Annotated in this window: 13 protein-coding genes; 3 read left to right on the forward strand and 10 right to left on the reverse strand. The window is 63.5% G+C overall.

Going from position 1 to position 12,757, the window contains the following annotated elements:
* Positions 1 to 3: 3 nt before the first annotated feature.
* The 3 genes from V5735_RS04585 to V5735_RS04595 form a co-directional block, all read right to left on the reverse strand.
* Positions 4 to 1,029 (reverse strand): NAD(P)H-dependent flavin oxidoreductase, encoded by a 1,026-nt coding sequence (locus V5735_RS04585; RefSeq protein ID WP_423745280.1) that lies wholly within the window; start codon positions 1,027 to 1,029, stop codon positions 4 to 6.
* 115 nt (positions 1,030 to 1,144) lie between these two features.
* Positions 1,145 to 2,314, reverse strand: coding sequence for a bifunctional phosphopantothenoylcysteine decarboxylase/phosphopantothenate--cysteine ligase CoaBC (gene coaBC, locus V5735_RS04590; protein WP_423745281.1), 1,170 nt, complete (start codon positions 2,312 to 2,314; stop codon positions 1,145 to 1,147).
* A 421-nt stretch (positions 2,315 to 2,735) separates the two neighbouring features.
* Positions 2,736 to 4,646, reverse strand: a complete 1,911-nt coding sequence (locus V5735_RS04595; protein ID WP_423745282.1) for an ABC transporter ATP-binding protein — start codon at positions 4,644 to 4,646, stop codon at positions 2,736 to 2,738.
* Between the two features lie 96 nt (positions 4,647 to 4,742).
* Between V5735_RS04595 and sugE the strand changes: the two genes are divergently transcribed.
* Positions 4,743 to 5,066 (forward strand): quaternary ammonium compound efflux SMR transporter SugE, encoded by a 324-nt coding sequence (sugE, locus tag V5735_RS04600; RefSeq protein WP_423745283.1) that lies wholly within the window; start codon positions 4,743 to 4,745, stop codon positions 5,064 to 5,066.
* 412 nt (positions 5,067 to 5,478) lie between these two features.
* On the opposite strand, the gene V5735_RS04605 is transcribed toward sugE, so the two are convergent.
* Positions 5,479 to 6,255, reverse strand: a complete 777-nt coding sequence (locus V5735_RS04605; protein WP_423745284.1) for an FAD-dependent oxidoreductase — start codon at positions 6,253 to 6,255, stop codon at positions 5,479 to 5,481.
* 107 nt (positions 6,256 to 6,362) lie between these two features.
* Here V5735_RS04605 and V5735_RS04610 point away from each other — a divergent pair, with 107 nt between their 5' ends.
* A complete protein-coding gene (locus V5735_RS04610; RefSeq protein ID WP_423745285.1) occupies positions 6,363 to 6,893 on the forward strand; it encodes an SRPBCC family protein in 531 nt (176 codons plus the stop codon).
* Between the two features lie 13 nt (positions 6,894 to 6,906).
* Here the strand turns inward: V5735_RS04610 and V5735_RS04615 are convergent, their stop codons facing one another.
* The 4 genes from V5735_RS04615 to V5735_RS04630 all read right to left on the reverse strand — a co-directional run bounded on the left by V5735_RS04615 (position 6,907) and on the right by V5735_RS04630 (position 11,068).
* Positions 6,907 to 7,764, reverse strand: a complete 858-nt coding sequence (locus V5735_RS04615; RefSeq protein ID WP_423745286.1) for a DMT family transporter — start codon at positions 7,762 to 7,764, stop codon at positions 6,907 to 6,909.
* Positions 7,765 to 7,834: 70 nt separating this feature from the next.
* Positions 7,835 to 9,181 carry an alkaline phosphatase family protein gene (locus V5735_RS04620; protein WP_423745287.1) on the reverse strand — a complete coding sequence of 449 codons (1,347 nt, stop codon included), beginning with the start codon at positions 9,179 to 9,181 and terminating at the stop codon, positions 7,835 to 7,837.
* Positions 9,182 to 9,247: 66 nt separating this feature from the next.
* Complete coding sequence (locus V5735_RS04625) at positions 9,248 to 10,360, reverse strand: DHH family phosphoesterase (RefSeq protein ID WP_423745288.1); 1,113 nt, start codon at positions 10,358 to 10,360, stop codon at positions 9,248 to 9,250.
* A gap of 174 nt (positions 10,361 to 10,534) precedes the next feature.
* Complete coding sequence (locus tag V5735_RS04630; RefSeq protein ID WP_069450260.1) at positions 10,535 to 11,068, reverse strand: inorganic diphosphatase; 534 nt, start codon at positions 11,066 to 11,068, stop codon at positions 10,535 to 10,537.
* 214 nt (positions 11,069 to 11,282) lie between these two features.
* Between V5735_RS04630 and V5735_RS04635 the strand changes: the two genes are divergently transcribed.
* Positions 11,283 to 11,639, forward strand: coding sequence for a PadR family transcriptional regulator (locus V5735_RS04635; protein WP_423745289.1), 357 nt, complete (start codon positions 11,283 to 11,285; stop codon positions 11,637 to 11,639).
* Here the strand turns inward: V5735_RS04635 and V5735_RS04640 are convergent.
* Positions 11,620 to 12,165, reverse strand: coding sequence for a DUF7108 family protein (locus V5735_RS04640; RefSeq protein WP_423745290.1), 546 nt, complete (start codon positions 12,163 to 12,165; stop codon positions 11,620 to 11,622). The genes V5735_RS04635 and V5735_RS04640 overlap by 20 nt on opposite strands.
* Positions 12,158 to 12,751, reverse strand: coding sequence for a ribonuclease HI (rnhA, locus tag V5735_RS04645; RefSeq protein WP_423745291.1), 594 nt, complete (start codon positions 12,749 to 12,751; stop codon positions 12,158 to 12,160). The genes V5735_RS04640 and rnhA overlap by 8 nt, the downstream gene beginning before the upstream one ends.
* Positions 12,752 to 12,757: the final 6 nt, after the last annotated feature.

The following is a 12,757-nucleotide window of genomic DNA, read 5'->3' on the forward strand; positions in this document are numbered from 1 at the left end:
CGGTTACTCGTTCGCCGTCCGGTAGTCGTTCACCCGTTCGAGGGCGTCCGTCGTTTCTTCGGCCAACAAAGACACCAGTTCGCCCGCCGAGCGGACCGTCTCGGTCACCCCGACGCTTTGTCCCGCGTAGAGCGGCAGGGCTTCCACGTCACCGCCCATGCCGGGAACCGCGAGGGAGTCCTCGTATCGGCGGACGGGGTGTTCGTCCGCGGCTTCCGCGACGATATCCCTGTCTCCCGGTCGGTCGGTTTCCGGCTCGCCCGCGGCCATCCACTCCTCGACAGTCGAATTCTCGATGACTCGATGCGGAACGTCCGGCCAGCCGTCGTCGAACAGGGTCGAGTGGACTGTTTCCGTCTCGTTCGCTTCGAGGACCCGACTTCGATACTTGCGGTGGACGTGCGCCTCCTTCGTGGCGAGAAACCGCGTTCCGAGCCACGCGCCATCCGCGCCGAGCGAGAGGGCGGCCGCGATGCCCCGCCCGTCCGCGATACCGCCAGCAGCGACGACCGGCGTGTCGGGAACCGCGTCCGCGACGCGGGGAACCAACGGCATCGTCGCGACGTCGCTCTGAACGTGACCGCCCGCTTCCCAACCCTGTGCGACGACGATATCGACGCCGTTTACGACCGCATTCCGCGCTTGCTCGGCGCTGCCGACGGACTGAAGGACCGTTCCGCCCGTCGCGTGGATTCGGTCCACGAACGGTGCGGCGTCACCGAACGAAAAGGAAAAGATATCCACGCCTTCGTCGAGGCAGGTTTCGACGTGGGCGTCCGTTGAGAACTCCGACGCGGATTCGTCCGCGACGATGTTGATTCCGAACCGGCCGTCGGTTCCGGTTTCGATTTCCGCGAGCAGTTTGCGGGTGGTGGATTCGTCACACCACGTCACCGCGAGCATACCGAGCGCACCCGCGTCGGCGACGCCGGTCACGAGCGGAGGACACGTCGCGCTTCCGATGGGTGCCTGCACGATTGGAACGTCGATTCCGAGCGCGTCGGTGAGCGGTGTCGAGAGCCCTGCCATTGGAACAGGTCGCACCACGAACGGCGGCCCCATGGTTCTGGCGACCGTGGCAGTCTGCTGATTCTCCCGACGGGGGGAATCTACCGGTTTCCGAAACCGTCCCCGCCCACGGTCGCTATGTGTCGTCTGCCATCTCTCGGGCGAGTTCTTCCGCGATGTGGAGTCCGAGTTCCGCTTTGCTCCCGCCGTACTCCCGCACGCTGTTTTCGCGGACGAACAGGGTTCTGGTTTCGTCTTCGCCCATCACGCTGGCGTCGTTCGCGACGACGAACGAGAGACTCGCTCGTTCGAGCGTCTCACGGGCGGCGGCGACCATCGCGTCGTCGTCGCCGCTGGTCTCGGCCTTGAACCCGACGATGGGGAGGTCGGGGTGGTCGTCACGAACCGTGTCGATGAGTTTCGGCGTCGGCCGTAAATCGAGGGTGAGGTCCCGCCCGGACCTGATTTTCTCGTCGGCGCCGTCGGCGGTGTAGTCGCTGATGGCGGCGACGGAGACGAGGGCGTCCGCCGGGAGTCCGTCAACGTGTTGCTCCACTGCATCGAGCATCTCGGCGCTGGTCTCGACCCGCTCGACGGTCGCGTAGGGGACGCCGGGGCCGTCGTGAACGAGCGTAACGCTGGCTCCGTAGACGTAGCAGGCGCGGGCGACCGCCCGACCCGTCTTTCCCGAGGCGCGGCTCGTCAGGATGCGGACAGGGTCGACCTCCTCGCTCGTCGCGCCGCTGGTGACGACGACGTGCTTCCCGTCGAGGAGGTCCGGCGTCGTCGCGCGGGCGACGTCGAGCGCGATGGCGTCCTCGGTGGCGATCTTCGCCTTTCCTTCCTCGATTCGCGGAGAGACGAACTCGACGCCCCACGACTCGACGCGCTCGATGGCGTCGAGGACGCCGGGGTGGTCGTACATCGGTTCGTGCATGGCCGGTGCGATGACCACCGGAACGTCGGCACCGAGCGCGGTGGTCGCGCACGTCGTGACCGGCGTGTCGTCGACCGCGCTGGCGATTTTCCCGACGGTGTTCGCCGTCGCCGGGGCGACGAGGAGGACGTCGGCCCACCCCTCGCGGCCACAGAGTTCGACGTGTTCGACCCGTCCGGTGATTTCGGTCACGACCGGATTCTCGGTGGCGAACTCGACCGCCCACGGGTGGATGATTCCGCGCGCGCTCCCCGACATCACCGCGCGGACGTTCGCGCCGCGCCTCCGCAGTTCGTGTGCCAGTTCGACCACTTTCACCGCCGCGATACTTCCCGTCACCCCCAACGCCACGTTCACTCCGGTCAGCATTACCCGGTACTGGGCGCGGTAGCCCGAAAAAGGTCACTGGTTCGATGATTGGGTCGAGTCGACGTTTTCACAGATTGCGTTGACGAGATTGGCCCAGAAAGCCCCCGGCTGTTCGGTTGCGTGCACCCCGTCCGTGCCTCATGGCGCGCGCTGGTGGGACGACGCGGTCACTATCGGCCGCGTCGTCTCGGTGAAGCGTGCGAGGGATGACTGAGCGAATGAGAAGGAATCGGTTGGGGAGGGTGTGGCTGATGCGGTTTGCGGTGGCAGCTTTCATTGCCGTCTGTACTTCTGACCACAAATGACCCGGGGTTCTCTCGTATCGAATGAGGGAGTTCGAGGTGTGCTTCTCAGTACCTCCAATCGCAAATCGAACAAAACGAGTCCGACGAATTGTGTTCTTCAAACACCATCACCGGTACTACTCTCGACTCGTCCGACTCGCGCTCACCCGTCGGGTCGCTTCCGCGACGAACTCCTCGGAGAGCGCGTCGATTTCCCCGGCCTGAACACGCCAGAGGTCGGCGTAGAGACCGTCGCCGTCGAGCAGTCGTTCGTGGGTGCCGCGTTCCACTATTCTCCCGTCCTCGATGGAGAGGATGGTGTCCGCACCCTTCACCGTCGAGAGGCGGTGAGCGATGATGAACGTCGTTCGGTCCTCGGTCAGCCTATCGAGACTGCGCTGGATGAGCATTTCAGTCTCCGTATCCACCGCGCTCGTCGCCTCGTCCAACACGAGCAGTTCGGGGTCCACGAGAATCGTCCGCGCGATGGAAACCCGCTGGCGCTGACCGCCCGAGAGTTTCAGGCCGCGCTCGCCGACCCGCGTGTCGTAGCCGTCGGGGAGGTTGGTGACGAACTCGTGCGCTTCGGCGGCTTTCGCGGCCGTCTCGATTTCGTCGTCCGTCGCGTCGAACGCGCCGTAGGCGATGTTCTCCCGCACCGTCCCGTCGAACAGGAAGGTGTCCTGTCCGACGTAGCCGATGTGTCCCCGAAGGCTCTCGACGGTGACGTCGCGCACGTCGTGGCCGTCAACGCGAATCTCGCCGCCCGTCACGTCGTAGAGGCGCGGGAGGAGTTTGCAAATCGTGGACTTCCCGGCCCCCGTCGGGCCGACGAGGCCAACCGTCTCGCCGGGGTCGGCGGTGAAGGTCACGTCGGAGAGGACCTCTTGGCCGTCCTCGTAGGCGAAGCCCACGTGGTCGTACTCGACGCGGCCCCGAATCGAATCCAGTTCGACCGCACCGGGACTGCTCGTGATGTCGGGCGAAATCGACAGCAGTCCGAAAATGCGCTTGGTCGATGCCTTCGCGTCCTCGTACCGGTCCACCACCTCGCTCATCTGGGTGAGCGGTTCGACCATACGCTGGGTGAACAGGAGGAACGTGACGAGTTGGCCGACGTAGAGCGTGCCCGAAAACCCGAGCGGCGGGTCGGTGAGGAACCAGAGTCCCCCCACGACGAACGTGGCGGCGAAGGCGACGGACGTGAGCAACTGCATGCCGGGGCGGTAGACGAAGTTCATCCGGAGCGCCTGCCAGTCGCGCTTGAAATACTCGTAGGAGGCGCTCCGAACGCGCTCGTCCTCGAACGACTCGGTTCCGGAGGTTTTGATGACCTCGATACCGCCGAGGTTGTTTTCCAGTCGCGTGTTCAGGTCCCCGACAGACGACCGAACGTCCGCGTAAAACGCCTCGACGCGCCTCATGAACCACCACGTAAACAGGGCCGCGACGGGGATGATGGAGAGCGTGACGAGCGCCAACTGCGGGTTGATGGTGAAGAGAAGATATCCGATGCCGATGATGAGGACGAGCAGTTGGATGGCACTCCCCATCATGTTGTCGAGGAACAGTTCGAGGCGGTTGGCGTCGTTATTGAGGATGCTCATGAGTTCCCCGGTCTTGTGGTCGTCGAAGAACGTCATGTCGAGGCGCTGCATCCACTGATACGTCGCCGTCCGAACCTCGTGTTTGACGCGATGCGAGAAGAGGTTCAGGCTGGACGAGCGGGCGAAGTTGCAGACCGCGGCGAGGATCATCGAAACCCCCATGATTTCCGCCGAGAACCAGAACTGGCCCATCCGCGTCGTCGGAATCCATGCGTCCGGCAGGAGCGGCAGGGTGTACGCCCGCTTGCTGTAGAACACCGCGTCCAGCGCCACGCCGAGGACGAGCGGCGGGACGAGCGAGAGGAATCTGGCGGCCATGCTCGTCACCAACCCGATGGCGAACCAGTGGAGGTGATCGCCGCCGTATTCGGTGAACAGTCGAACCATCGGCCGCTCCACTGACTCGCCCAACTCGTCCGGGTCCACCTCGTCGGCGCTCATTTCGTGAACGCTTCAAAAGGGATTCATAAAGAGCCACGGGTTTCGGCAGACTGGGAAACGCAAGACATAGCGTTCGCCCGTCCCGAGAATCCACTCATGTCGTGGAAGGTGCTCATCGTCGCCGGGGTGTTCGAAGTCGCGTGGGCTATCGGATTGGAGTACTCCGACGGCTTCTCGAAGTTCTGGCCCTCCGTCGCCACCGTGGTCGCGCTCGTCGTCAGCATGGTGCTGCTGGCGAAATCCCTCCAGACGCTCCCCGTCGGGACCGCCTACGCCGTCTGGACGGGCATCGGCGCGGTTGGCACCGCGACGCTCGGCATCGTCCTGTTCGACGAACCCGCGGACCTCCTCCGGGTCGCCTTCATCGGCGTCATCGTCGTCGGCATCGTCGGCCTGCACCTCTCCTCCGGCGGGCACTGAGAGGGGACTTGTCGAAAGGGACTGGACGACCCGGCGCGCGCTGGCGAGACGGCGGGGCCGACTGCTGGCCGAGCGGTTCGACGCGGAGCGTGCGAGGTCTTCGTGAGTGACAAGGGCGCGAACGAATGGCTCGTCAGAGCCACGCTCTGACGGTGGATGACTGAGCGAATGCGAAGGAATCGGCTGGGGAGGGTGTGGCTGATGCGGTTGCGGTCGCGGTGCGGAATTCATTGCCGCTCGGTAGTTATAGTCACACCGATAACAAAAACTTCTGACACCGACTGGAGGGGGCTTTCGAAGACGTAATCACGTACGTGTAGCGCTCTCAAAATCAAATTCGTCCCGTGGAAGTCCTCGAAGACTTATTCACGACCGTAGTTCCGCTAAATCCCTTCTTCTCATCCGACTCGGGTCAGTTCATGTTCTCGACGAAACTCGGGTGGGGGACGGGTCGCTCGTCCTCCCACTCCTCCAGATAGTCTCGAAGACGGTCGTGGGCCCTCCGCGCGCGGCGCTGGCGTTCGTCCTCCGAAATCTCCTCGCAGCCCTCCGGGACCTCGCGGTCGCGGTTGGTGAAGTAGCCCTCCGGCGTCACCCAGTCGTGGTAGAAGTCGGGGTTGGCATCGTGGACGACGGTGATGCCGACTTGCGACCCGTGGCCCGCCGAGACGATGGCTTGGTGGTACTGTTCGGCGATTCGTCCGGCGGCGTAGAGCCCCTCGACGTCGGTTCGGCCGTCGTCATCCACGGGGACGTACCGCTTGCTCCCCGAGCCTTCGAGTTCGAGGTCGAGTCCGTCGAGGTGCGAGGCGTCCGACCACGAGGTGACGACGACCCGCTCGGCGGAAATCGTCTCGTCGCCGTCTTCACCGCCGTTCTCGCCGTCATCGTTGCTTCCCCCGTCGATTTCCGCGACGAACTCGCCGTCGTCCGCGCGGTGTACGTCCGAGACCTTCGCGTCGAGGCGCGCGCACCCGGCGCGTTCGGCCTGCTCCTGGAGCATCAGGGAGAACAACCGCGAGTCGATTCCGGCGGGGAATCCGGGGAAGTTCTCCAGAATCGCGTTGCGGTAGAGGATGGAAACGCCGTCGTTCACGACCAGCGTGTCGAGGTCGGCGCGAGCGGTGAACGTGGCCGCGGAGAGTCCCGCGACGCCACCGCCGATGATGAGTACGTCGTAGTCCGTCATGGTCGGAGGTTGTCGGCGGGGTGGTATAAACCGGCGGGTTGGCGGCAGGTGGAGTACACTGTCCCCTCGCCGGAATGTTTACTTTCAGTCGAACAGAATCGAAACGCGTGGACCACCTCGAACTCAGTACCGTCGTCTACGTGCCGCCGGAGGAGGCCTACGAGTTCCTGCTCGACTTTCCGGGCTACGCGAACTACTCGAAACACCTCACGCGGGTCACGCACGAGGGTGACGGTGGCCCGGGCACCGAGTACGACATTCACCTCAAGTGGTGGAAGGTTCGGTACACCGTTCGCTCCGAGGTGACGGAGCTCGACCCACCGAACCGCATCGACTGGAAGATAATCAAGGACATCCACGCCCACGGACACTGGCGCGTGGAGGAAGTCCCGGAGGAAGCACCGGAGGGTGAGGAGACCGCCTCGCGGGTGTGGCTCTCCATCCACTTCGACGCCAATTCGGCGGATTCGGGGATGCTCAACCTCCCCGCGTTCGTCTCGCTCGGGTGGGTCGTGGGCAAGGTGAAACCGCTCGTGCTCTCGGAGGCCGAGAAGGTCGTCGAACGCATCGTCACGGACTTGGAGGGCGAACCGCGGCCGGTCGACCTCGAAATTCACGAGAAACCCAACGCAGTCTGATTTTCGCTTCGACTCACTCGGCCTGTACGAGCAGGACCCCCGCGAGCACCGACGCGCCGCCGAGCACCGTCACCGGCGTCACCGGTTCGGCGAGTATCACCGCGCCGAGCAGGAGGGTGACGACGGGTTCGATGGTACTGACGATGCTAGCGCGACTCGCCCCGATACGTCCCAATCCGGCGAAGAAAGTGAAGATGGGCAGCGCGGTTGCGAGCACGGCGATGGCCGCGACGATGAGCCACTGGCTTCCCGAACTCGGGACCGAGAGCGTCCCCGTCGCGGAGCCGTAGACGAGGTACGCACAGGCCGCCGCCGGGAGGACGTGGGCCGTGAGCAGGTCGGCTGATACGGCGTCCAGTGCGACCCTGCTCGCGGTGATGTAGCTCGCGTACACCACCGCGGCGGCGAGGACGACGACGATGCCGCGCGGGTCGGCACCCGCCGGGTCGCCCCCCGTGATGAGCGCGACGCCCGCCAAGGCGAGAACCAGCGCGACGCCGGTTCGGCGCGTGATGCGTTCGTCGAGGAAGAGCGCGGAGAGCACGACGACGATGACGGGATAGGTGTAGAGCAGGATGCCGACGAGTCCGGCGGTTAGAAACGAGAGGCCCCAGAAGTAGAGTCCGCTCATGGCCGCATAGCCGAGCGCGCCCAGACCGAGGCCGACGAGCAGGGTACGTCCCGAAAACCGTCGGAGTCGTCCGCGCACCGCGAGGCCCGTCCACACCAACGCGGTGGCGAGCAGGAATCGGAAGAACAGCACGGTCGGAATCGATAGCCCCTCGTCCGCGGCAAGCTTGCCGAGGATTCCCAGCGTGCCGAACCCGACGGCCGAGACGATGACCAGCGCGGTTCCGAGGCGGTCGCTCATTCGACCGAGGTTTATCGGTTGCGGATAAAGGAGATTCGAAAGCGGTGAACCGACCCCGACGCGACCTGTTTCAGACCAGGCTACGCCCTTCGAGTTCGCTCGACGGGTAGTCGAGTTCCATCAGGTCGAGGATGGTCGGGGCGATGTCGAGGAGGTCCGTGTCCTCCGGGATTCGTGCGTTCGGGTCGTCCACGAACAGCGTCGCGTTGTCGAAGCTGTGCATGCCGTTGCGCGGGCCGACGCCGAACACGTCGTCGTGGCCCTTGAACCCGGCCTTCAAATCGAAGCCGTGGTTCGGAATGGCGACGAGGTCGGGTGCGATGTCCTCGTGGTCGCCGTCGAACGCCTGTTCTTTCTCCACGACGCGCCAGCAGACCTTGTTGCCGTCCGGCCCTTCGAGGCTTTCGAGATTCTCTTTGAGTTCGGCGCGCTTCGCCTCGTACTCGTCCTGCGGGACGCTACCGCGCGGTTCGCGGCCTTCGAGGTTGATGTAGAACCGACCCGGAATGAGCGAGTAGGCATCGGTGTCGTCGCTGATGTCGCCGAGTTCCTCGTGGTCGTCGTCCTCGTAGGAGAGCCAGCCTTCCTGTTCGAGCCACGAGTTGAAGTGAACCTCGTAGTTGAGGCTGGTGAAGCCGTGGTCGCTGGCGACCATCATCGTCACGTCGTCCGGCAGGGAGTCACGGAGTTTCCCGAGGTACTCGTCGAGCTTTTTGTAGAACTGGATGAACTCCTCTTTGTACTCCCCGTCCTCCTCGTAATCCTTGAAGAGGAAGTGGTTCACGCGGTCGGTCGTCATGAAGACGCCGAAAAAGAGGTCCCAGTCGTCCTGGTCGATGTAGTGCTGGAACGACTCGTATCGCGTTTCGAGCGTCTCGTGTGCGTTCTGGATGAACTCGGATTTGTCGTCCTTGTGTCCCAGTTTCGCGTTCGCGTCGATGGGATAGTCGATGGACTCCAAGTAGTTCCGCATCTCGTCGGGGTACGCACCCTTGTCGACGCCGGGCGAGAGGAATCCGGAAACCATGCGTTGGACGTTCCGTTGCGGCGGGAACGTGACGGGGACGTTCATCACCGTCGCGTCGCGGCCCGCGTCGGTCACGCGGTCCCAGACGCGCGTCGCCTGCACGTCGCGCCCCATCGGGACGTAGGTGTCGTACGAGCCGTTTTCGCGGTCCTGGAAGCCGTACACGCCAGTATTTCCGGGGTTGACACCCGTCGTGAGGGCTGGCCAGCAAGCGGAGGACTCCGGCGGCACGATGCTGTCGATCGCTCCGGCGCTCCCCTCGCTCGCCAGCGATGCGATGTTCGGGAACTCCGAGGCGTTTTCCTTGAGGAAGCTGTACGGCACGCCGTCGATGCCGAAGAAGGCGACCCGCGGAGCGTCGTCTCCACGGAGCCTATCGAATAGACCCATACGCCGCTCTACCACAGGCGACTACAAGAACCTTCGTTTCCATGCTACAACCTCTCAAGTTTTCGTTCACGAACTTTCGAACGCGGTGAACAACGCCTTCCGGGTGCTCGCGTCGATGAGCGAGTCCAGCGTCTTCGTGTGCTCGCTATCGACCCGTGCGAAGATGCCGAGCGACACCCGAGCGGTCGCGGCGTCCGCGTTCCCGCCCGTCGTCTCGCTCGCATCGAACGCGCCGGTCAGGATGTCCACCGCGCTGGTTCGGACGTCCTCCGCGCGACAGGAGATGACGATGGTTTCCTCGTGGAGGCCGAACACGGCGGCCGTCGAGACGCCTTCGAGTCGCAGGAGCGAATCCGCGGCCTCCTCCAGCGCGCTCACCGAGGGGACGACGCCGACGTTCGCCACGGCGAAACTCGCCCGTCGCTCCCGGCTCGCTATCGCTTCGCCGAGCACGTCGAAGGTGTCGCTGCTGACGCCCGGCGAGCGCAACTCCTCGATTCGCCCGAGGTCGGCGTAGGCGTGGAGGAATCCGGCGGCGTCGTAGTCGTTCGACCCGTTGGCCCGTCGGAACTCGCGGGTTCCGGCGCGGATACCGTACAACAGTGCGGTCGCCACGCGCTGGTCGGGAACGAACTCCATGTCGCGCACGAGTTCGGTCACGACCGTCGATGTCGCGCCGTCGTCCGTGCGCGTAATCGTGAGGATGTTCTCCTCCGCGGTCGGTCGGTGTCGGATGACGCCGACGACCGGGGGGTTGTTCGCCAGTCGGGGAACCCCACCGCCGCCGCCGATGGCGATTCCGCCGTCGCAGTTCGGGAGTCCTTCCCCGTTTTCGTCGAGAACCGTCACGTCGATATCGAAGATGTTGCAGAACGCCTTGCTGTCCTCGCCGGTTATCTCGCCCTCCGCCGCGATTCGCGCCGCGACGCCCCAGTCCTTGGAGAGGGCTTGGACCCCGACCGCCGCCGCCAAGGAGTCGATACTCGGGCTTTCCGGGACGACGAGCGCGACGCGGTTCTGTCCGGCGACGACCTTTCGAAGCGACCCGACCGACTCCGGGTTCTCGGTGCCACCCCACGACCGAAACTGAACGGCGTACAGCACGCCGCCGCCGGAGAGGAGCAAGAGAACGGCAGTGGCGACCGCTGGCATGTTTTCGGCGACGAATCCGGCGAGCATTGCTAACGCATAGCTCCTTCCACTCGTATATAATTTCGGGTGTATTCTATGGCATCTTTATGTGAGGTTGTGACCCACAGTAACGTATTCCGACGCAATCGGTCGGAAAGCGACGATATTTGGCGGCTCCAAAAAAGTAAGAAACTGTCCGAAAAGCTGAACGGACTATGAAATCTAGTTGAAATTCTCGTCGTACAGCTCTTGGGAGTGTTCGATGGCGTCGTACGCCGCCTGCTTGTCCTCCCAGCCCAGCGTCTCGACTTCCTTTCCGGCTTCGAGGTTCTTGTAGGTGGAGAAGAATTCGTCGATCTCGTCCTTCGTCTGCTGCGGGATGTCCTCAACGTCCTCGATGTGGTCGAAGCGCGGGTCCTCGATGGGGACGGCGATGACCTTGTCGTCCTGTTCGCCGTCGTCGTCCATCTTCATCATGGCGACGGGGCGGGCCTCGATGACACAGCCGGGGAACGTCGAATCCTCGACGAGCACGAGCACGTCGAAGGGGTCCTCGTCGTCGTAGAACGACTGCGGGATGAACCCGTAGTCACCGGGATAGTGGACGTTGCTGTGGAGCACGCGGTCCAGCATGACACCGGGGATGTCCTTGTCGTATTCGTACTTGTTCCGGTCGCCTTTGAGACACTCGACAACTGCGTAGATTTCCTCGGGAGCGTTCGGCCCCGTTTCGAGGTCTTCCCAGAGATTCGTCATGGGTCGCTTGCAACTCGACGGGAAGACCAAAAAGTCCTTTCGGCATGGGTGTAAACAAGTGACTCGTACCCGTGAAATCACTCACAAGTGTGATACCCTTCCACAATCCATGAGTGGCAGTTGGGTATTAAAATCGAACGAAAGAACGGAGAAACACCAAGAAACTTGAGAAGGGTTAAATATCTCGGTTACATATTTCGTCGTGTCAAAGCCAATGTCAGAGGCACAAACACTCACCGAAAGCAGTACCGCTCGCGACCTCACCGCGTTCCAGCGTAACATCCTCATCGTCCTCACCGAGGAACCGATGTACGGGCTCGCTATCAAGCGCGAACTCGAAAGTTACTACGACGAGGAAGTGAACCACGGCCGCCTGTACCCCAACCTCGACACGCTGGTCGAGCGGGGGCTGGTCGAGAAGAGCGAACTCGACAAGCGGACCAACCAGTACGGTCTGACCCAAGCCGGTCTCGAAGCCGTCGAAGACGCGTTCGCGTGGTCGCTCTCGAAGTTCATCACCGACGACGCGCGTGCCGAAAAGGTCCGCGCGCTCATCGAGCAGTACGACTAACGCACTCGAACACGAGTTCGACCGATTCTTTTACCGTTTTTTTCTGTTCCGAAGTCGGCCACGCATTCCGCGGGAAGTACTCCGTCAGGAACTCGTCCACTTCGTCGCTCGTCGCCGATTCGACGGGTCGCGCGTAGTGATTGCCCATGAAGTCCGCGAAGGCCTCGGCGTTCGCACCGTGGACGTCGCCGTATTCCTCTCGAACTCGCGCCGCGACGGCGCGATTGTGCTCGTCGATTTCGTCCCAATCGTCCGGGTCGCCAGCGCCCGTCAGCGGGATTTCGACCGCGCGGTCCGTGTCCTCGATTCGCTCGACGCGAATGGTTCCGCCCTCGACCCACTCCTCGGGATGGAGGACCAGTACGGTTCTGGTGTCCTCTTCCCGAATCCGTGCGACGAAACCGTGGGTTTCGAGCAGCTGGGTCCGTTCCGCACGATATTGCTCTGCCTCTTCGCCCTCGCGGTCGCGCGCGAGGTGGGTCAATCGTTCCGCCTCCGAAATCGTGTCGTCCGGCAGTTCAGCCATCGTCTAACGCCTCGTTTGCCAATTTGTCCGCGCGTTCGTTTACCTCTCGCGGAACGTGTTTCAGGGACCATTTGTCGAATTCCTCCAACAGCTCCCGGACGCGAACGCGGTGCTTGCGGAGTTCGGGGTTGTTCGTCTTCCACGCGCCCGTCACCTGCTTGACGATGAGCTGGGAATCACCTTTCACGTCCACGGAGTCGAAGCCGTAGTCGCGGGCGGTTTCGAGCCCTTCGATGAGCGCCTCGTACTCGGCTTGGTTGTTCGTCGCCCGTCCGATTCTCGTTCCGCCCTCCGCGGCGATTCCGTCGCTCGTCACGATGACCCACCCGGTCGCCGCCGGGCCGGGGTTTCCGCGACTGGCACCGTCGAAGTAGAGATAGGCGTGCCCCCCAGCGTCGCGGAGTATCGCCTCGATGTCCTGCGGATTCGCCCCCTGAATCACGAGTTTGTCGTCGTATGCGATGGCGACGGCGTCGCCGTGTCTCGCCCGCCACTCTTCGTACTCGGATTTGCCGTCCGAGACGATGACCCCGGCGTCGGCGAGCGTCCGGCGTGCCTCGTCCACGTCACACTCGATGACTGGCATTGCCGA

This window comes from Haladaptatus sp. SPP-AMP-3 (assembly GCF_049568665.1).
Classification (GTDB): domain Archaea; phylum Halobacteriota; class Halobacteria; order Halobacteriales; family Haladaptataceae; genus Haladaptatus; species Haladaptatus paucihalophilus.